The sequence below is a fragment of the Lacibacter sp. H407 genome (assembly GCF_037892605.1).
GTDB lineage: Bacteria > Bacteroidota > Bacteroidia > Chitinophagales > Chitinophagaceae > Lacibacter.
In genome coordinates this window covers 346,104-367,239 of sequence record NZ_JBBKTU010000001.1, presented here as the reverse complement: position 1 = coordinate 367,239, position 21,136 = coordinate 346,104, and the positions used below count along the sequence as shown (strand labels likewise).

General features: G+C 41.4%; 18 protein-coding genes and 1 tRNA gene. 10 read left to right on the top strand and 9 right to left on the bottom strand.

Going from position 1 to position 21,136, the window contains the following annotated elements; genetic code table 11:
- Positions 1-54 precede the first annotated feature (54 nt).
- The 5 genes from porX (at position 55) to WG989_RS01570 (ending at position 5,255) form a co-directional block, all read left to right on the top strand.
- Positions 55-1,611, top strand: coding sequence for a T9SS response regulator signal transducer PorX (gene porX / locus WG989_RS01590; protein WP_340426835.1), 1,557 nt, complete (start codon positions 55-57; stop codon positions 1,609-1,611).
- Between the two features lie 131 nt (positions 1,612-1,742).
- Positions 1,743-2,030: a hypothetical protein gene (locus tag WG989_RS01585; RefSeq protein WP_340426834.1), complete on the top strand. Its 288-nt coding sequence runs from the start codon at positions 1,743-1,745 to the stop codon at positions 2,028-2,030.
- A 101-nt stretch (positions 2,031-2,131) separates the two neighbouring features.
- A complete protein-coding gene (locus WG989_RS01580) occupies positions 2,132-2,908 on the top strand; it encodes an MBL fold metallo-hydrolase (protein ID WP_340426832.1) in 777 nt (258 codons plus the stop codon).
- A 90-nt stretch (positions 2,909-2,998) separates the two neighbouring features.
- On the top strand, positions 2,999-3,943 hold the full coding sequence (locus WG989_RS01575; protein ID WP_340426831.1) for a ComEA family DNA-binding protein: 945 nt from the start codon (positions 2,999-3,001) through the stop codon (positions 3,941-3,943).
- Between the two features lie 172 nt (positions 3,944-4,115).
- Positions 4,116-5,255: an acyl-CoA dehydrogenase family protein gene (locus WG989_RS01570; protein ID WP_340426829.1), complete on the top strand. Its 1,140-nt coding sequence runs from the start codon at positions 4,116-4,118 to the stop codon at positions 5,253-5,255.
- Positions 5,256-5,313: 58 nt separating this feature from the next.
- Here the strand turns inward: WG989_RS01570 and WG989_RS01565 are convergent, their stop codons facing one another.
- From WG989_RS01565 to WG989_RS01540, 6 genes are all read right to left on the bottom strand, one after another.
- On the bottom strand, positions 5,314-5,487 hold the full coding sequence (locus WG989_RS01565; RefSeq protein WP_340426828.1) for a hypothetical protein: 174 nt from the start codon (positions 5,485-5,487) through the stop codon (positions 5,314-5,316).
- 182 nt (positions 5,488-5,669) lie between these two features.
- Positions 5,670-6,902 carry an ATP-dependent Clp protease ATP-binding subunit ClpX gene (clpX, locus tag WG989_RS01560; protein ID WP_340426826.1) on the bottom strand — a complete coding sequence of 411 codons (1,233 nt, stop codon included), beginning with the start codon at positions 6,900-6,902 and terminating at the stop codon, positions 5,670-5,672.
- A 140-nt stretch (positions 6,903-7,042) separates the two neighbouring features.
- Positions 7,043-7,675: a ClpP family protease gene (locus WG989_RS01555; protein WP_340426825.1), complete on the bottom strand. Its 633-nt coding sequence runs from the start codon at positions 7,673-7,675 to the stop codon at positions 7,043-7,045.
- 20 nt (positions 7,676-7,695) lie between these two features.
- On the bottom strand, positions 7,696-8,394 hold the full coding sequence (locus WG989_RS01550) for a ClpP family protease (protein WP_340426823.1): 699 nt from the start codon (positions 8,392-8,394) through the stop codon (positions 7,696-7,698).
- A 298-nt stretch (positions 8,395-8,692) separates the two neighbouring features.
- Positions 8,693-10,066 (bottom strand): trigger factor, encoded by a 1,374-nt coding sequence (gene tig, locus WG989_RS01545; RefSeq protein ID WP_340426821.1) that lies wholly within the window; start codon positions 10,064-10,066, stop codon positions 8,693-8,695.
- Positions 10,067-10,150: 84 nt separating this feature from the next.
- Positions 10,151-10,232, bottom strand: a tRNA-Leu gene (locus WG989_RS01540).
- Positions 10,233-10,403: 171 nt separating this feature from the next.
- Here WG989_RS01540 and WG989_RS01535 point away from each other — a divergent pair.
- From WG989_RS01535 to WG989_RS01515, 5 genes are all read left to right on the top strand, one after another.
- Positions 10,404-12,563, top strand: a complete 2,160-nt coding sequence (locus tag WG989_RS01535; protein WP_340426819.1) for a RelA/SpoT family protein — start codon at positions 10,404-10,406, stop codon at positions 12,561-12,563.
- 83 nt (positions 12,564-12,646) lie between these two features.
- Positions 12,647-13,909, top strand: coding sequence for an adenylosuccinate synthase (locus WG989_RS01530; protein ID WP_340426818.1), 1,263 nt, complete (start codon positions 12,647-12,649; stop codon positions 13,907-13,909).
- Between the two features lie 88 nt (positions 13,910-13,997).
- Positions 13,998-14,423 (top strand): hypothetical protein, encoded by a 426-nt coding sequence (locus WG989_RS01525; protein ID WP_340426817.1) that lies wholly within the window; start codon positions 13,998-14,000, stop codon positions 14,421-14,423.
- Between the two features lie 104 nt (positions 14,424-14,527).
- On the top strand, positions 14,528-15,715 hold the full coding sequence (locus tag WG989_RS01520) for an anthranilate synthase component I family protein (RefSeq protein ID WP_340426816.1): 1,188 nt from the start codon (positions 14,528-14,530) through the stop codon (positions 15,713-15,715).
- Positions 15,716-15,738: 23 nt separating this feature from the next.
- Positions 15,739-16,161 (top strand): hypothetical protein, encoded by a 423-nt coding sequence (locus WG989_RS01515; protein ID WP_340426814.1) that lies wholly within the window; start codon positions 15,739-15,741, stop codon positions 16,159-16,161.
- A gap of 424 nt (positions 16,162-16,585) precedes the next feature.
- Here WG989_RS01515 and WG989_RS01510 read toward each other — a convergent pair whose 3' ends face one another.
- The 3 genes from WG989_RS01510 to gatA form a co-directional block, all read right to left on the bottom strand.
- Positions 16,586-18,364 (bottom strand): patatin-like phospholipase family protein, encoded by a 1,779-nt coding sequence (locus WG989_RS01510; protein WP_340426812.1) that lies wholly within the window; start codon positions 18,362-18,364, stop codon positions 16,586-16,588.
- A gap of 193 nt (positions 18,365-18,557) precedes the next feature.
- Complete coding sequence (locus WG989_RS01505; RefSeq protein ID WP_340426811.1) at positions 18,558-19,637, bottom strand: lytic transglycosylase domain-containing protein; 1,080 nt, start codon at positions 19,635-19,637, stop codon at positions 18,558-18,560.
- 9 nt (positions 19,638-19,646) lie between these two features.
- On the bottom strand, positions 19,647-21,110 hold the full coding sequence (gatA, locus tag WG989_RS01500; protein ID WP_340426810.1) for an Asp-tRNA(Asn)/Glu-tRNA(Gln) amidotransferase subunit GatA: 1,464 nt from the start codon (positions 21,108-21,110) through the stop codon (positions 19,647-19,649).
- Positions 21,111-21,136: the final 26 nt, after the last annotated feature.

Genomic DNA, 21,136 nt, shown 5'->3' with positions numbered 1-21,136 from the left:
TGTGCCTTGAAACTTGTACCTTGAGGGCTTAACTTTTGTTTTAAAACTGTAAGCATGGCATTAGCAAAAATTCTTTGGGTAGATGATGAAATTGAAAGTCTGCAATCACAAAAATTATTTCTTGAAAATAAGGGCTACGAAGTACATACATTAACTAATGGGTTTGATGCCATAGATTATGTAAAAGAAAACCCGGTGGATGTGGTGTTGATGGATGAAAGCATGCCGGGTATTACCGGACTTGAAACACTTACTAAGATCAAGGAAGTGAATCAATCCATTCCCGTAGTACTCATCACCAAAAATGAAACCGAGAACCTGATGGATGATGCCATTGGTTCACAGATCAGCGATTATCTCATAAAGCCCGTAAATCCGAATCAGGTACTATTGAGCTTAAAAAAGATCATCGATAATAAACGGTTGGTGAGTGAAAAAACAACTTCGGCTTACCAGCAGCAGTTTCGTAACCTTTTCATGGCACTCAACAGTAATCCCAACTTTAACGAGTGGATGGACATTTACAAAAAACTCGTGTATTGGGAACTGGAAATGAGTAAAGCCGACAGCCCCGAAATGAGCGAAGTGCTGCAACAGCAAAAGAGCGAAGCCAATAACGAATTCTTTAAATACATTTCACGGCATTATTCTGAATGGGTAAAATCGAAAAAGGCTGAGGCGCCCATTATGAGTCATACGTTGTTTCAGTTCAAAGTATTACCACATGCTGAAAAAGGAGTGCCGTTGTTTTTTATTCTGATCGATAATCTGCGCTTCGATCAGTGGAAAGCAATACAACCCATATTTGCTGAAAGCTTTCGCATTGCTGAAGAAGAATCGTTCTATGCAATTTTACCTACTGCTACGCAATATAGCCGTAACGCTATTTTCAGCGGTTTACTGCCGGTTGATATTGAAAAGAAATTTCCCAAGCAATGGAAAAATGACAATGATGAAGGCGGTAAAAATCTGCATGAAGAAGAGTTTTTCAGGGAGCAACTAAAACGCCTCGGCAAAGGCGATCTCAAAGTATCATTTACGAAAGTACTGAACCACCAGGCAGGGCAGGAGTTGGTGAATAATATTCATAATCTGCTGCAAAATGATATTAATGTGATCGTGTACAATTTTGTAGATATGCTCAGCCATGCACGTACCGAAATGGAAGTGTTGAAGGAACTGGCGAACGATGAAAAAAGTTATCGCAGCATCACCGTAAGCTGGTTTGAACATTCACCGCTTTACCAGGCGTTGCGGAAAATTGCTGACAAGAAGATCAACATAGTAATGGCAACCGATCATGGCAGCATCCGTGTACAAAAGTCAGCCAAGGTAATTGGCGATAAAGAAACCACGACCAACATCCGTTACAAACACGGACGCAATCTCAACTTCGAGCAAAAAGATGTGCTTTCGTTCCGTGATCCTGCCGATGCAGGGTTACCAATGCCCAACGTTAACTCATCGTATATTTTTGCAAGAGAAGATGTGTATCTCTGTTACCCCAATAATTATAATTATTACGCTAATTATTACCGTAACACGTTTCAACACGGCGGTGTAAGTCTGGAGGAAATGATCATACCGGTGGTAAGGATGACAAGCAAGTAACTGGATGTACGAAATAGGAAGTACGAAGTACGAATGTACGACTGTGGAAAAGTCCTCTGTACTGAAACAGGTTATGAGCAGAGGTAGAGGTAAATTTGCAACGAATTAAATACCCCTTTAGGGATTGTGGCATGAAGTTCAATCAATCTACATTAGATAAGTTAGAAGACGTTCTTGAACAGAGCGGTTATGTTGTGCGTTACGAACGTGGTACATTTCAAAGTGGCTATTGTATTCTGGAGCAGAAAAAAGTAGTGGTGCTCAATAAATTTTTACTGCAGGAAAGTCGCATCAACACCTTGCTCGAACTTATTCCTCAAGTGAACGTGAGCTTTGATGCATTAACAGCCGACAGCCAGAAGCTATATGAAGAAGTAATGGCGCTTGCTGAAGCGAAGGCGAAAGCGACAGAAGAATAATTAAAAATGATGAATGAGAACTAAAAAATGAAGAAGTTATCTCCCAACAACCAGTACTTTTTCATTGCTCATTTTCAATTTTTCATTTTTAATTTTACTTCGTGACCTATCCTCCCATCAAAATAACATTTCTCGGAACAGGCACCAGTAGCGGAGTGCCCATGATCGGATGCGATTGTGAAGTATGTACATCCTCCGATCCAAAAAACAACCGGCTGCGCAGCAGTATCATGGTTGAAACAGCCGATACCACCATTGTAGTTGATACCACACCCGATTTTCGTTACCAGATGTTACGACTGGGTGTAAAGAAAGTAGACGCCATTATTTTCACGCATCCACATAAAGATCACATGGCAGGTTTGGATGATGTACGTGCCTTTAATTACATCAACAAAAAGCCAATGGAAGTGTACTGTAATTATCTCACGGAGGAAGCCTTACGTCGTGATTTTTATTATGCATTTTCCGATACCAAATATCCCGGTGTTCCCGAGATCAATCTCAATACGATTACAGAAGCACCTTTTACGATCAACGAACTTACAATTGAACCTGTTCTTGTATGGCATTTAAAAATGCCGGTGCTGGGTTTTCGGTTTGGACCGTTCACTTACATTACCGATGCCAATTTTATTGAGGCCGATGAAAAGGAAAAGATCAAAGGAAGTAAAGTAATGGTGCTGAATGCGCTGCGAAAAGAAAAACATATCTCCCATTATAATCTCGAAGAAGCCGTTGCATTGGTGCAGGAATTGCAGGTGCCGGAAGCATACTTCACACATATCAGCCATCAGTTGGGCCTGCATGCATCTGTTAATGAGGAATTACCTTCAGGTATACACTTAGGCTATGATGGATTAGTACTGAATTTGTAAATTATCAGGCTGCTATACCCGCTTTGTAGTATTTCATTTCTCTGTTTGGACGATTATTTTTAGGGTATGCAGTTTACCCAAACCAAATGGATGAAGGAATATTTTTCCTTCACGAAAAAAGAACGCAATGCAGTATTGCTGCTTGGTACGCTTGCCGCATTGTTTGCCTTATTACCCACCATGTTTCCTTTCCTGGTAAAAGATGAGATCGAACTGGTTGTAGATACAGCGCTGCAAAATGAAATTGCTGCATTGCAGGTAGTCAATGAGTCATCAGACAGACGAACTGCTTCTTATTCGGATGCCGATCTCTATCAACCAAAACAATCACGATTCGAAAAATTCAGAAACGAACAATCAAATGCCGTGCTGTTTGCATTTGATCCCAATACAGCAAGCGAAGCAGAATGGCAACGATTGGGGCTTCGTGATAAAACCATTCAAACCATCCTCAACTATCGTTCGAAAGGAGGAAAATTTTTTAAAGCGGAAGATCTGCAACGTATTTATGGTCTTCGATCTGGCGATTATGAACGGCTGAAACCATATGTTCAAATTGCATCGCAACGAAAAGAACAAACATCGGGCTTTGCTGCTGCAACAGAACCTAAAATCGAACGGAAGGAATATGCCGCTGTTGCAGTTGATATCAACACAGCCGATACTGCCGAATGGAAACGACTCAAAGGCATTGGCTCCGGTTATGCCCGCAGAATTGTGAATTTCCGTTCCAAGCTGGGCGGCTTTGTTTCAGTTGAACAGGTAAAGGAAACATTTGGGTTGCCCGATTCTGTCTATCAACAGATCAAACCCCAGCTTCGTTTTGATGCTTCATCTGTACAACAAATTGATTTGAACAAAGCTTCGATTGATGAACTCAAAGCCCATCCTTATATTGCCTATGCTGTTGCCAATGCCATCGTTCAATACCGAAAAGAACATGGCGATTTTACGGACGTAGATGATATCCGGAAAATAGGCGCCATTGATGCGCCGTTATTCAACAAAATTGCTCCCTATCTTAGGGTCAGGTAGGAGGAAAAATATTTTTTTGCACTGCCACTAACAAATGTTAGCAATATTCCTATATTTGCATTGCCGTTTCGATTGATTGCTATAAGTAAGAAAGTTGAGTCATGGTACTGGTTGTAGGTCAGTTCATGGCTCAACTTATTTTAAAACCTATTTGAACAGCTTAAAACGAACAATGAATTTTATACAAGACGAAGTAACACAGCAGGTAGCACAGGTAGCAAAGGATTTCGCTCACAAACATATCAAACCACATGTAATGGAGTGGGACGAAACGCAGCATTTTCCAATCGATGTGATGAAGGAAATGGGAAAGCTTGGTTTGATGGGCATTTTTGTTCCGGAAGAATATGGCGGGAGTGGATTCAGTTATAATGAGTATGTAGCGGCCATTGTAGAAACTGCAAAAGTGTGTGGTTCTATCGGTTTAAGCCTTGCAGCTCATAATTCACTTTGCACCGGTCATATTTTATATTGTGCGAACGGAGAACAGAAGAAAAAATATTTACCCAAACTTGCAACAGGTGAGTGGATCGGTGCGTGGGGTTTAACTGAACCTAATACCGGTAGTGATGCGGGTAATATGCAAACAACCGCAGTAAAGGAAGGGGATGAGTGGATTTTGAATGGTACCAAATGTTGGATCACACATGGCATAAGTGCAGAACTGGCTGTTGTAATTGCACGCACCGGTGAACCAAGAACAAGTGGCAACTCCACCGCTTTTTTAGTTGAAAGAGGTACTGCCGGTTTCAAAGCCGGTAAGAAAGAAAATAAGTTGGGCATGCGTGCAAGCGAAACATCAGAAATGATCTTTGATAATTGCCGCATTCCTGATGCAAACAGAATTGGTGAAGTAGGTGATGGGTTTCGCCAGGCATTGAAAATTCTGGATGGTGGACGAATTTCTATTGCAGCTCTTTCATTAGGTATTGCAAAAGGTGCATTTGAAGCTGCTTTACAATATTCGCAGGAACGCTATCAATTCGATCAGCCGATTTCAAGCTTCCAAGGTATTTCGTTTAAGTTGGCAGATATGGCAACAGAAATTGCTGCGGCAGAGTTGTTGATCATGAAAGCAGCCGATTTGAAAAACCGTGGAGAAAAAGTAACCGAAGCCGGAGCCATGGCAAAATATTATGCAAGCGAAGTAGCAGTGAGAGTAAGTAATGATGCGGTACAAATTTTTGGCGGCTATGGTTACACCAAAGATTTTCCGGTAGAAAAATATTATCGTGATAGTAAACTCTGCACCATAGGTGAAGGCACCAGTGAAATACAAAAAATTGTAATTGCCAGAGAAGTATTAAAATAGGTCGATCGTAAATCAACATGAGAAAGCAAAGCCGTTTCAGTTTACTGAAGCGGCTTTCTTAGTCTAAGAAATCGTCTTCATCTTTCGGACTGTACTTGTTAAACAGTTTATCGATCGCTCCACCGAATACCGGAAATTTTTCCTTCGCAAAATTCTTGATCACTTCAATGGATTTGTATGCCTGCTGTTCGGTTAATCCTTCTGCCATTAAACGGTTGATGAGTTCCTGCATTTCTTAAAGTTTAAAGTGGAAAGTTAAAAGTTTAAAGTTGGATGGAGTCACTGATGACGCAGATTTTAATTAGTTAGCGGCGACTCTATCATTTTCTTCAAATAAAAAACCTGTTGACTTTACTCAACAGGTTCAACTATCGTTCACGTTCGTACTTCGTATTTCTTACCTCGTAGTTAGGCTTATGCCACTTTCAACAAGCCCAGCTTACTCTTATCAAACTTATGCATAGCATAGTCTAATGTAAGATGGAATTGTTTTTCCTCGCTGCCCGGCAGATCGAACATGGCATCGGTTAAAATACTTTCACAGATGCTGCGTAGTCCTCTTGCACCGAGCTTGTATTCCATTGCTTTCGCCACCATGAAATCATATACGTCTTCATCGATCAGTAATTCAATTCCTTCCAGGTCGAATAATTTATGGTACTGTTTGATGAGTGCATTTTTTGGTGTTACCAGAATTTCACGGAGCGTTTCTGCATCCAATGGATTGAGATAGGTAACAATTGGTAAACGTCCCAGCAACTCAGGAATCAAACCAAATGATTTCAGATCCTGTGCATTTACATATTGCAGGAGGTTCTTCTTCATGTGTTCCTGTTCTTCTTTATTTACATTGAAACCAATGGCATTGGTATTTACACGACGTGCAATCACTCTGTCAATACCATCAAATGCACCACCGCAAATAAAGAGAATATTTTGTGTGTTGATCTTGATGAGTTTTTGTTCCGGATGTTTACGTCCGCCCTGTGGTGGAACCAATACTTCTGTTCCTTCGAGCAACTTCAACATACCTTGCTGCACACCTTCACCACTTACATCACGGGTGATGGATGGGTTATCGCCTTTACGTGCAATCTTATCGATCTCATCTATATAAACAATTCCTTTTTCTGCTGCTGCTACATCGTAGTTACAAACCTGTAACAAACGTGTGAGAATGCTTTCCACATCTTCACCTACATAACCGGCTTCTGTAAATACGGTTGCATCAACAATGGCAAACGGAACATTGAGTAAGCGTGCAATTGTTTTGGCGAGTAATGTTTTACCGGTACCGGTTTCACCCACCATTACAATGTTGCTCTTTTCAATTTCTATTTCGCTTTCTGTTTTTTGCTTTAAACGTTTGTAGTGATTATAAACAGCAACGGCCAATACTTTCTTAGCTTCATCCTGGCCAATGATATATTCATCCAGGAAGCGTTTGATCTCCACTGGTTTTTTTACATTCAGTTTAAAGTTGGAAGTGGTTGCTTCATTGCGCAGTAATAATTCCTGAGCAATGATTTCCTGTGCATGCTCTACGCAGTTTTCACAGATATGTCCTTCCTGTCCCGCAATTAAGATCTTCACTTCGTCCCTGCTACGGCCACAAAAGGAACAGTGCAACATGTTGTTTTTCGCCATTTGAAATGGATTTTTCAGGTTGGTTTGATAATACAAAACCAACTCAAAGATAACAATGCTTTTTAATTAAGGTAGTATTATGATGAAAAAGGGATGGAATACTACAAGATTCCATCCCTTTTGCGATTAGATCGGATGAGTTAGAGTTTATCGAGAATGCCATCAACGATGCCATAATCAACGGCTTCTTTGGCATCCATCCAGTAATCACGGTCAAAATCTTTCAACACTTGCTCAATGGTTTTGCCACAGTTTTCTGCTAAAATCTTTGCTCCCATCTCCTTTGTTTTTGCAATTTGATTGGCGATGATCTCCAGGTCAGCGCTGGTACCCTGTGCACCACCAATACTTGGCTGGTGGATCATTACTTCACCACTTGGGAAAATGTAACGCTTGCCTTTTGTACCGCCGCTTAACAGGATAGAACCCATTGATGCAGCCATACCCATACAAATGGTGCTTACAGGTGAACTGATCAACTTCATGGTATCATAAATAACCATACCACTTGTTACGACACCACCGGGGCTGTTGATGTAGAGTTTAATTTCTTCACCGGGCTTTACAGCATCGAGATACAATAATTTGTTGACGATCTCTTTCGCAGAGTTATCGTGTACAACGCCCCAGAAAAAGATCTTGCGTTGCTCTAAGAATTTTTTATTGTAAGGACCAAATGCTGCTGCAGTAAAATTCTCTAACGGATTTTCTTTTGGTTCATCCTCTTCTTCGTCTTCAAAACGAACCGGAAATTTTAAATTATGCTGATACATAGTTTACTTGATTTTGAGGTTTAGCTTTCTTTTGTCTTGCGGGGATTCATTACCAATACTTCATCCACCAATCCATATTCTTTTGCTTCGATGGCTTTCATCCAGAAATCACGGTCGCTGTCTTCTTTTACTTTTTCAATTGTTTGACCGCTGTGGTAAGCAATGATCTCATAGAGTTCGTCTTTGAGTTTCTTTACTTCATTCACCATGATCTGAATGTCGGTAGCCTGTCCACCTGCACCGCCATACGGTTGGTGTAACATGATGCGTGAATGTTTTAAGGCAGTACGTTTTCCTTTTGTACCGGCACACATTAACACAGCGCCCATACTTGCAGCAATACCAATGGTGATCGTGCTTACGTCGGGAGTAATGTATTGCATGGTATCATAAATACCAAGCCCTGCATAAATACTTCCACCGGGACTGTTGATGTACATCTGTATATCACGAGTGCGATCGGTACTTTCTAAAAACAACATTTGTGCAGTTACAATGTTGGCTACATAATCATTGATCGGTTCACCCAGAAAAATAATACGATCCATCATGAGTCGTGAGAACACATCCATACTGGCTACGTTCAACGGACGCTCTTCAATAATGTAAGGCGTAAGATTGGTTGGGTTACTGAAAGCTGATTGATAATTATGCAATGTGGCGCCGGAGATACCACGATGTTTCACGGCGTATTTTTCAAATTCTTTATTCAAATCCATAATCGTTTTTTTTCCGGTTTGAAGTTAAGGGAAATCGTTTGGAATAAACTATTTTCAAATACCATGCGAGGCAGAAAATCAGGACATTAAGGCAGAACGTAAGTCGAAAGTGGAAAGTGGGAAGTGGAAAGTTGTTTAAGGTCGGTTATAATGGCTGGCTTTGTGGAGGAATGCAGATTTTAGATTGGCGATTGCAGATTTGCGAAATCGAACAAGACTAAGTGTAACTAAAACCCCGCTATTTTCTAGATAGCGGGGTTTATATCAATCTGAAATCTACATTCTTAAATCTAAAATCTTAATGGTGTTGATGTTGGTGCTCTTCGTTCATTTTAATAAACTCTTCTGCGCCTACTTCTTTCTCATCTTTATTCACCTGCTGCTCGGCCCAGTTAAATACTTTTTCTGTAACGAGGCGGCGGTAAGTTTGATCAACCTGTTGTTCATCTTTCAACAAACCATCAACGTATTGATCTAACCACTCCAGATTGCCATCACCAAGGTTCATGCTGCCGAAATAGCTCATCACCTGTTGACGCATACTGTCTTTTATTTCTTCCTGTGTTACATCTAAACTATTTTCAGTAACAATTTTATCGGTGATCAATGTCCAACGTAACTGATTGTTGAATGTTGGATACTCTTCTTCCACCTGCTCAGGTGTTTTTGGCTTTTCGCCGGAAGTAGCCAACCATTTTTTCAAAAAGCTTTCGGGCAGTTCCATGGTTGTTTCTTCCAGTAACACATGATACAGGTGATGCTGGAGTTGGTTGCTGCTTTGTTTATCCCAATACGCCTGAATATCTGCTTCAATGGCTGCTCGGAATTCGGCTTCTGTTGCAATGGTTTTACCGGGAAGAGCTTCTTTAAAAAACTCTTCGTTCATTTCACGTTTTTCAATCAAACCAACTTTTGTGATGGTGAGTTTGAAATGTTTTCCTTCTACTTCTGCTGCATCTTTAAAACCAAGATCACCAATTACCCAGTTGCGTTCTTTTTCTTCAAACGCATCCTGTAATGTAATTACAAGTGTATCGCCGGTTTTAGCGCCCTGCAATTTTGCACGGTATCCTTCAGTGAAATATTTAACCAGTAAAGAATTATCTTTTTTAACACCGCCTTCAACCACATTTCCGTCTGCATCGCTTTCTTCAAATGTGAGGTTGAGCACGCTATCGTCGCTGTTCACTGTTTCAGGCTCTGTCATTTTGCCGAAACGGTTTTGCAAACGCTCAATTTCTTCGTTCACCATCTCCGCCGTTGCTTTAACACGGAAGTAAGGGGCTTTCTTTTTACTGAGATCAATTTCAAAAGCAGGTTTCAAACCAATTTCAAAATCAAAGCTGTAATCAACAGGGGTATCCATGCTGGGCTTGAATTCAGTATTGGCAAGTGGGAGAGGCTGTGCAAAAATGTCCAGCTTTTCAGTGGCGAGGTAATCGTTCAATCCTTTTTCAATGTTGCGGATCACCTCTTCTGTAAAGATGCCGGGACCGTACATTTTCTTCACCATACCTGCAGGCACCATACCCTTGCGGAAACCGGGAATATTGGCTTGCTTGCTGTATGTTTTCAATGTTTTTTCAAATGCCGGGAAGTATTCCTCTTTTGTAATTTTTACAGTGAGTTTGTCTGTTAACAAACCAATGTTTTCTCTTGTAACTGTTGCCATATTTTTAGCTTTTAGCTTTTAGCTGCGAGCTTCAAGCTGTTTAAAAAAGCCCCTCCGCCAGAGGCGGAGAGGTTGAAGCGGTTGTCCGGATGGAGGGACTCGAACCCCCACACCTCACGGCATCAGATCCTAAGTCTGACGTGTCTACCAATTTCACCACATCCGGAAGAACTTTGTTTAAAAACGGGCTGCAAAGGTAGGGGTTTCAGTTATTCTATTCGTTTCGGAACTGAGCTTTTTCGTAAATTCGCCGTTACTGGAAACGATTACCACCATACCGGCCTATACCCTAACCCCCGAACAGGAGAAAAAGGAAATCCTTCGTCATTACCGCAGTTTGTTGCGCTCGCTCAAAACAAAACTCAAAAAAGGCGATAAGGAATTGGTGCGTACTGCCTTTGAAATGGCAGCCGAAGCTCACCAAACCATGCGCAGGAAAAGCGGCGAACCTTATATTCTACATCCGCTGGCAGTAGCGCAGATTTGTGTGGAAGAAATTGGCCTTGGTGTACGTTCTACCATTTGTGCATTGTTGCACGATACGGTAGAAGATACCGATGTAACGCTGGAAGACGTGGCCCGTGAGTTTGGAAATGAAATTGCACGGATCATTGACGGGTTAACGAAAATCTCAACGGTGGTGGACGCAAACTCCACGCAGCAGGCGGAAAATTTCAAGAAGATATTATTAACGCTTACAGATGATCCCCGTGTGATCCTCATCAAACTTGCTGATCGTTTGCACAACATGCGTACGCTCGACAGTATGAAACGGGAGAAGCAGTTAAAGATCTCCAGCGAAACGGTATATGTATATGCTCCACTGGCACATCGTCTTGGTTTGTACAATATCAAAACCGAAATGGAAGATCTGTCCATGAAATACCTGGAACCCGATACGTACAAAGAAATTGCACGAAAATTATCAGAAACAAAACGGGAACGTAGCCGCTATATCAATGAGTTTGTAAAACCGATCAAAGAAAAACTGGAGCGGACAGGCTTTACAAACTATGAATTATATGGCCGTCCGAAATCGATCCATTCCATTTCAAATAAGATCAAGAAGAAAGGCGTAAGCTTTGAGGAAGTATATGACCTGTTTGCCATCCGCATCATTATTGATTCGCCGGCCGATCGGGAAAAAGAAGATTGCTGGAAAGCTTATTCCATTGTTACAGATATGTACACGCCCAGTCCTGAACGTTTGCGTGACTGGTTGAGTAACCCCAAGAGTAATGGCTATGAAGCGTTGCATACAACGGTGATGGGGCCGCAAGGTAAATGGGTGGAAGTGCAAATCCGCACCAAACGGATGAATGAAATTGCAGAGAAAGGGTTGGCTGCACACTGGAAATACAAAGAGGGTAGTGGCGATGAAGACCGTTTCGATAAATGGTTTCATAATATTCGTGAGGCATTGAGTAATCAGGACAGCAGTTCTCTCGACTTTTTACAGGATTTCAAAAGCTCTTTCCTTACCGAAGAAATTTATGTGTACACACCAAAAGGCGATGTAAAAATGTTGCCGGTGGGTGCCACTGCATTGGATTTTGCATTTAGTGTGCATAGTGATGTTGGCAGCCGTTGTATTGGTGCAAAAGTGAATCACAAGTTGGTACCTATTGCACACAAGTTGCGCAGTGGTGATCAGATCGAGATCATTACCAGCAGCAAACAAAAGCCAAGTGAAGATTGGTTGAATTTTGTGATCACCGCAAAATCAAAGAGCAAGATCAAAGATGCGCTGAAAGAAGAAAAACGAAAAGTAGCAGACGAAGGGAAGTATGTGCTTCAACGCAAGCTGGAGCAGATGGGCGCAAGTTTCGATGTTCACAATGTAGAAACACTAACGCTGTTTTATAAATTGCCATCGCAGTTAGAACTGTTTTATAAGATCGCCACAAAATCAATTGATCTGAAAGAGCTGAAAGAACTTCAGATGCATGGCGATAAACTGGAATTACCAAAGCCGGTAAAACCTGTAATGGAGCCTAAACCGGAATACGATCCCAACCGCACAGGTTCGGCCAAGGATTCGGAGCTCATCATTTTTGGAGAAAGCAGCGACCGTATTGTGTATACATTGGCGAATTGCTGCAAACCTATTCCCGGAGATGATGTGTTTGGCTTTGTATCAACGGGCAAGGGATTGATCATTCATCGAACTACTTGTCCCAATGCATCAAGGCTCCTGGCCAACTTTGGTCATCGTGTGGTGAAAACCAAATGGGCGAAGAACAAAGAGATTTCCTTCCTCACCGGTATAAAGATCATTGGTGTGGATGATGTAGGTGTGGTAAGTAAGATCACAAATCTCATCAGTGGCGAAATGCGTCTCAACATCAGCGCCATTACCATTGAAGCGAAAGAGGGTGTGTTTGAAGGAAACATTAAGATTTTTGTGCATGATAAAGATGAACTCGACGAATTAGTGTCCCGTCTTTACAAACTAACGGGCATTCAGAACGTAGAACGTTACGACACCGAGCAGTAATTTTCCCCAACTGTATTTTTATTTCTTCTTCAGCTTGTGATTCACTTATTTTTGCCGCTCAAATTATTTACTCAAATTATTTTATGGTTGATGTAATTCTGGGCCTCCAGTGGGGCGACGAAGGGAAAGGAAAGATCGTTGATTTTTTTGCACCCAATTATGATGTGATTGCCCGTTTCCAGGGTGGCCCCAATGCCGGACATACTTTGTATGTAAATGGCGAAAAAGTGGTACTGCATCAAATACCCAGCGGTATTTTTCATAAAGGCATTGTAAACCTCATCGGAAACGGTGTGGTACTCGATCCTGTTACATTAAAACGTGAGTGCGAAAAAGTTGCGTCGATGGGTGTAAATGTAAAAGAGAATCTTTTTATTGCACAGCGTACCAACATCATCATTCCCACACACAGGGCTTTGGATAAAGCAGCTGAATTGGCGAAGGGTGATGAAAAGATCGGTTCAACCTTAAAAGGAATCGGTCCGGCTTATATGGATAAAACAGGCCGCAATGCGTTACGTGTTGGCGATCTGCTCGATCCGGAGTTCAATCAATTATACAATAAGCTGAAAGCAAAACATCAGCAATTACTCGGTAATTACAACTTCACAGATGATATCAGTGCATGGGAAGCAGAGTTTTTTGAAGCAGTAGAATTTTTGAAAACATTGAACATTGTGAACGGTGAATATTTCATCAATGCAAAAATCGCCGAAGGCAAAAAAGTATTGGCTGAAGGTGCACAAGGCAGTATGCTTGATGTTGATTTTGGAACATTCCCGTTTGTTACATCATCTAACACTATTTCAGCCGGTGTAAGCACAGGCTTAGGCGTAGCACCAAATAAGATCAGGGAAGTGATCGGTATCACCAAAGCATATTGCACAAGAGTAGGTAGTGGTCCGTTCCCAACTGAGTTGTTTGATGCAACAGGCGATGAGCTGCGGAAAGTAGGAAGTGAGTTCGGTGCAACAACCGGCAGGCCACGCCGTTGCGGCTGGATCGATCTGGTAGCACTGAAGTTCGCCTGCATGATCAACGGCATTACACAAATTGTGATGACGAAAGCAGATGTGCTGGACAGCTTTGCTGATCTGCAGGTTTGCACAGCATATAATGTTGGCGGAAAAGAAACACAGGAAATTCCATTCGAGATCAGCAAGGTAAAAATTGATCCGGTGTACAAAGCGTTCAACGGTTGGAGTCATCCAACGGCCGATTGCAAAACAGCCGCCGATTTCCCCGAACAAATGAATACCTATCTTGCTTATATAAATGAGTATCTTGGTGTAGAAGTAAAATATGTTTCCAACGGTCCGGGTCGTGATCAGATTGTAACCATATAAGACAAACTGCCTTACAAAAAAAATTATAAAGAAAAGTTTGGCTAATTCAAAAACCCGTTGAAATTTTACAGCATAATCGTTGTTACAAATGGCAAAGTCAATTAAGAAAACCGGCGACACATCTACTCCTCATCCGGAGAACACTAAGAAGGCTGATACCAAGCCAAAAAAGAATCACGAAGATGATGAGGACGAAGATGATGATCTCGAATTAGAAGATGATGAACCTGTCGTGAAGAAAGCCGGTAAAGGTGCCGCTAAATCAAAATCGAAAGATGATGAAGACGATGATGATGAAGCAGACGTAGAAGATGATGACTGGAACAAAGGCGATGAAGAGGATGATGATTACGATCCCGACTTTGAAGAGTTTGACATTCCGAAATCAAAAGGGAAAGCTGCCGGAAAGAAAAAAGCAGACGAAGAAGATGATTTCAAAATTGATGAGGACTTCAAAGAATTTGATATGATGGCCGGTGGTGATGATTTTGACGACGATGATGATGATTTTTAATCAATGAAGTGATACGAAGTTTCCAATCTTTTTCCATAACAGATTTTTCTGTAACCAAACGTCAAATGTTGAGCTGGTGTAACCGGTTCAACATTTGTTCTTTTTTGGACAACCATCATTACCAATTACCCGGCCATAGTTATGAATGCCTGGCGGGCTGCGGTGTTATTACTTCTGTAAAAGCAAATGCAGGCAATGCATTTGAATCTCTGCAAACATTTTTGGATCGACAGAACGATTGGTGTTTCGGGCACTTCGGTTACGATCTGAAAAATGAAACTGAACAATTAACCTCTGCACACGAAAATAAAATCGGATTTGCCGATCTGTATTTTTTTGTACCGCAGTATGTATTTCAGTTGAGTGAAACAACATTGCGGATCGGTACGTTGCAGGATGATCATGTAGCTATTTATGATGCTATCTGCAATGAAAAAATGGAAATGGCAGAAAAAGAAGCAGCCATTGTTTTTCAGGAACGTGTTTCAAAGGCAGACTACATCAACAGTATTAATCGTATTAAAGAACACATTCTTCGTGGCGATTGTTACGAGTTAAATTACTGCATGGAATTTTTTGCAGAACAATCAATGATTGATCCGTTGCGTGTGTATCAATCGTTAACAGCTATATCTCCCAACCCGTTTTCTGCATTTTACAAAGTTGACAGCAGTTATTTGCTCTGTGCAAGTCCTGAACGTTTTTTACGCAAACAGGGAACGCAGTTGCTTTCGCAACCGATCAAAGGAACCGTGAAACGAAATGTGGATGATGCCGTTGCAGATGCTGTGTTAAAGGAACAACTCCACAGTAGTAAAAAGGATCGTAGTGAAAATGTAATGGTAGTTGATCTGGTGCGGAACGATTTGAGCCGTGTATGCAAAGAAGGAACGGTGAATGTTGATGAACTGTTTGAAGTGTATTCATTTCCGCAGGTACATCAAATGATTTCTTCTATTGTTGGTGAAGTAAAAGAAGAATTGAATTTTACAGATATTATCCGTGCCACATTTCCCATGGGAAGTATGACGGGTGCACCCAAACGAAAAGTAATGGAGTTGATCGGGCAATACGAACAAAGCAGAAGAGGAATTTTTTCCGGAGCGGTCGGTTATATTGCTCCCGATGGAGATTTTGATTTCAATGTGGTGATACGAAGCATTCTTTACAACGAGGCCAGTAATTATCTTTCTTACATGGTTGGCAGTGGTATTACGTTTTACAGTGATGCAGAAAATGAATATGAAGAGTGTTTGTTGAAGGCAGATGCGATACGGAGTGTGTTGTCATAGAATGCTGAAAAAAATCTCAAAGAATGAGTAGAAAATTGAACTTTATTTTTCTGTTTTTTTTGGGTTTGTGTTCATGCATGAAGACAGAAAAGGATGTTGTGGGGATATATGTTAAAGAACCATCTTTTTATACAGTTGATAGCCTTTTTTTGTATGCTGACAGCACGAAAAATAGTGGGAAAGGCTTGACTTATATTTATGAGCAACGTTTTTATAACAAACTCAGTGGGGTCTTGTTGTTTAGAAATTTGCAGGATTGGAGGATTGGGAGTGATGGTCGAATTGAATTGTCAAACCTATATGTTGATTGGGATAATCGAACTGATTCGAAATCATTTTCGCCAGAAGCAATAACCAACTCAGTGATTTTTAGTAGCCTTCCTTTTGAAGGGAGTAATATAGTTGTAGACTATGATCGGAAGATATTTTATAAGAAAGTGAAATGAGTGCAGCTTGCCTCCCGACTAATCACATAAACGTAACTGCTGTCAACAATGAAACCAATCTATAAAACACTTTTGCTAAATGTTTTGATATCCATAATTGTTGTTATTGCGTTTTTCCTTACCGCTTTTTTGATGGGGTATGGTTCTAATAGTTCTTATGCCAGTGCTACGAATAGGCTGTATGTTGTGTTTATCTCCACCCACCTCATTGGCAGTATTCTGATTTTGCGAAAGCGGAAAATTTTAAATGCAACCAATATTGCTATAACGATACTGGAGTTGTTCATAATTTATGTATTGATAGCATGGTATTACAATAGCTAATTAAATTACAAAAGGCTCTTGCCCTTGCTGGCAGTATCGAAAAAAACACGCCGTGGTTGCGTCTCCCGACCAACCACTTCAAACAAGTACTAATTTCCCTTTACTTCCAGAACTGCATTTCCTCCTTTGTATCAGTAAGCTTCTGCTTGGTTTGTTGATATCCTTTCTCAATGAGCTGTTTCCAATTAGTCCAGTCTAAAAATTTAAACTCTTTCAAATCAAGTTCGAGAAATAGTGATACGTTGGGCTTACTGCTTTCCTGCCGATGGCGGCTGTTAATGGTAATACTGTTTACCAGAATTGAAGAAATGCCCGGCAGCTGATAGGTGGTTGTATTGGTGATCCTGCTCCAGAATAAGTGCCAGGAAGAAGGAATCTCATGCAGGTCAACCATGGTTGTTGCTTCAGCTGATAATGAAACAGCGATAATATGTCGTACCGGTTTTTTATACATTGCTTCTACCGGAAGATTATCAATTACACCGCCATCAATGTGTAAATGTTTGTTGATGATCACCGGAGGAAATACACCGGGTATGGCCATGCTGGCTGCTACCTGTAATTGTGTTAAACCACGTTCATGAATTTTCAAGGAAGCGCTGGAGAAATTAGCCGACACACAATAGGTATTCACCCATAGATCTTCGAGGTGTGAATCACCAAACATCGAGTCTAAAAATTTCCGGATCTTTTTACCCGACATCAACGATACAATGGGTAGCGTTAAATCGTTTGATGTTAATTTACTATCGGCCGCCAACTTGCACATCGCCGCCGACTTTTCAAAATCAAAATCAAGAAAAGATAATCCTGCACCATACACGGCACCTGCACTGGTACCGCCGATAAAATCAAATTCAACACCCTGTTCCAATAACGCTTTTGTGACACCTACATGAGCAAAACCCCTGGCACCACCACCGCCCAATACCAATCCGATTGCCTGGTGTGTAACAATGCGGCAAAATCGACGTGTATCAGCCGCATTATTTTTTCGCATGTGTAAATGCAGATCAACTTTGCGGTCATGAAACCAGCGTCTTGTATTGGAAGGCAAGGCTGCACTTTCTTCGTGTAACAATAGCAGGTAGATCTTTTTATTCATCACATTGTCTGAATACAAATGCAATACCTGTTCGATCTCATACAGCTCACTTTGTGCATGAAAATCGGTTGCTACGATCACAATATCACAATAAGCAATACATTGCCGGGCCCATTCCGGATTTTCCATATCACATACAAGGAAATTGAGACCGGGCTGTTTTTCCATTGCATCAAATGTGCTGTGATCCTGTTCACCTGTATGCGATGCAGAATCATAAATACTGATGCCGAAACCCATCTTTTGTAACTCTTGCTGGATAGCACCGGTGTATGCACTTACATCGTTGGCCGGTTGCAGATTGACAACAGCGATATTTTTTGGTGCCGCATCCATTTTTGTTTGATGGTTGTTGCGGCGCATCCGTTCAATAATAAATTTTGTAATAGTATTAGCGAAGGAAGGGAATTGCTGTACCAATGTTTTATAATCATCGTCCTCCAGTTGCAGAATCGTTGACTTCCGCAACGCTACTACCGATGCACTATGCGGCTCCTGTGTAAAGAGGGAAAATTCACCAATGGGTTCGCCGGTAGAAATATCGCCTAAAATAAAAATATCATTTTCATTATGCTGCATGGCTCTGAAACGGCCCGATAAAACAATATAAAACGAATGGCCTTTCTCGCCTTGCTGAAACAGGTATTGCCCTGCTTCAAATTCAAGAATGTTGGTGAGCTGTAGAATATTCTCCAGCTGCTCTTCATTCATTTTTCCAAATAAACGTTCCAGCGGCTGGCGGCAAAGCGATTTAAGGCTGAGTAGTTGACTCATGAAACTGACAGATAATCGTTAACAATATGGCTTGGGTTGTTTCAGAAGGAATGGAAAAATATCTGTTTGAAGATATGGTTTATTTGGAAGTATAGTTCATGCAATGAACTTTACATTTTACTCACCGTGTAGAGCTTTAATTGGCAATAAAGCAAGAGAGTTTGAGAAAAGCATTTTGATAGTAGGAAAAAGGTCAACCCCTTTTCTTCGGCACAGGTTTCTTCTTCACCTCAGGTAATTCCGATACTTTGGGATAAATATCTTTCATGCCATCATCGCCGTAAAAGCGCATCAACAGTTGCACGCTCTCATTGAGAATATTATAACGGTTGGCATTAAACTGCTGCATTTTATCGTTGGGCAAACGCAGATCAAAGGGTTGATTGCCTGCGAGCACTCCATCAAAATTGGGATTGAGTTGATTGAAGCGCAGCAGATCGATCACTAAATTTTTCGCCATTACCACCGAACTGAATTTTCCTACAATGGTTTGTACGCTGATGTTGGGATCTGTTTTCTCCGGTGCAAACACAGGAGCTGTTGGTTTTTTGCCATCGTTCACCATCGTGGTAATACCACCTTTGCCTTCCATGATGTAGTGCGTAGCGATAAACTTTTTTACATGGTTCCGGCTTTCGGTTGGTAAATAATATTGCAACTTCCAGAAGTCACGACTGCCACTTTTTTTAATTGCACTGTACACACGGCCGGGTCCGCCATTGTAAGCTGCTATCACTAATAACCAATCGTTGAGATCGTTATACAAGTAGGTAAGATATTTTGCGGCGGCATGTGTGCTGCGGAAATAATCGGTACGTTCATCGATCCAGCCATTCACATTCAATCCATATTCTTTGGCGGTGTACGGCATAAACTGCCACGGTCCACGTGCACCCACCCAACTGGTAGCATTGGTGCTGAGTCCGCTTTCAATTACGGCGAGGTATTTCAATTCATTCGGCAATCCGTATTGCATCAGTACATTATCGATCAATGTAAAATACGGGATGCCCCAGCTTTTCATTTTCTCCAGATTCTTACCATAGCGGTCAAGATAATCCTGGATAAAGCCCCATGCTTGTGGATGAATTTGGGCATCATACGAAGTGGAAGAGTTGAACTCCTTGTTCACGAACAAAGCCTGGAACCCATACTTCTCTACATTGCCTTGTTTTGTTGTATCAGCGGCTATGCCATTGGCAGCAGAATCTGTTTGTGCAAACGATCCATGCACACAACTGATAAAAACGAGGATGAGAAAAATTTTATACATCAGTAATTCTTACGATGCCTTGGAGGTTTTTAGTAACCCATCGGCAAGGCGGAGCAAAGATACTTCATCGAAATGCTTTGTCATGAGTTGAAGTCCGAAAGGTAAACCATTGCTATGTTGAAACAGGGGAATGGAGATGCCGGGGACACCCACAAGGTTGGCAAACACGGTATAGATATCGGCCAGATACATTTCAATGGGGTTGCTGTTTTTTTCGCCGATCTTAAAAGCGGTGGAAGGTGAAACGGGCATCAGCAAAACATCTATATCGCTGAATACCAGCTTTGTTTGCTCGTATAATTTGCGTCGCACCTGTTGTGCTTTTGTATAATACGCATCGTAATAACCGGCACTTAATACAAAGGTGCCCAGCATAATACGGCGTTGCACTTCTTTGCCAAAACCTTCGGAACGGTTAGCCGAGTAAAATTCTGTTAATTCTTCTTTCAACGGTACCGACTGGTGCCCGTAACGTACCCCTTCGTAACGGGAGAGGTTACTGCTGGCTTCGGCAGTAGTCAATACATAATAAGTTGGTACGATATAATCGATCAAGTCAAAGTCGAGTTCTTTCACTTCATATCCATCTTCCTTCAACCGGTTGATGAAATTTTTATGTGTTGTTCTTATCTCTTCATCCAACCCTTCGTGTTCCAGGGTTTGTTTGAAATAACCCAACACAGGTTTGGTAGAAGATGGTTGACTGATTGCAGCTGCATAATCAGGAACAGGTAATGAGGAAACAGTACTGTCGAACTCATCAGCACCTGCAATTACTGAAAGTACCAATGCTGCATCTTCAACAGAATTGGCTAATACACCGATCTGATCAAAGCTGGAGCCATAAGCAATGAGTCCATGTCGGCTCACTCTTCCATAGCTTGGTTTCATTCCAACAATTCCACAAAAATCGGCGGGTTGCCGAACGGATCCGCCGGTATCACTTCCCAAACTCACCATGCACAGATCAGCTTGTACAGCCACTGCAGAGCCACCCGAAGAACCGCCAGGTACTCTTGTTTCATCCAGTTTGTTTTTTACCGGACCGTACGCTGAATTCTCATTGCTGCTGCCCATGGCGAATTCATCACAATTATTCGTACCGATGATGATGGCATCTTCAGCTAATAATTTTTGTACCGCAGTTGAATTGTAAATGGAATGAAATCCATTGAGTATGTTGGAGGCAGCGGAGAGGGGGTGTTGCTGCCATGCAATTACATCTTTAATAGTAACTACTACACCATGCAGTTTGCCAGGTGTTTTACCTGCATTACGTGCCTCGTCCAACTCAGTTGCTCGTTTCATTGCTTCCTCTGCAAACACATGTACCAATGCATTGAGATGCTCAAATTGTTTGATTTGAGACAAGTAAAAATCAACGGCTTGTTTGCAGGAAGTAGTTCCGTCAAACAAATGCTGCTGGTATTCCTTTATGGTTGCAAATGGATACAATGAAGACGATCGCTTCAATACAATTGAAATGAAAAATAAAACAA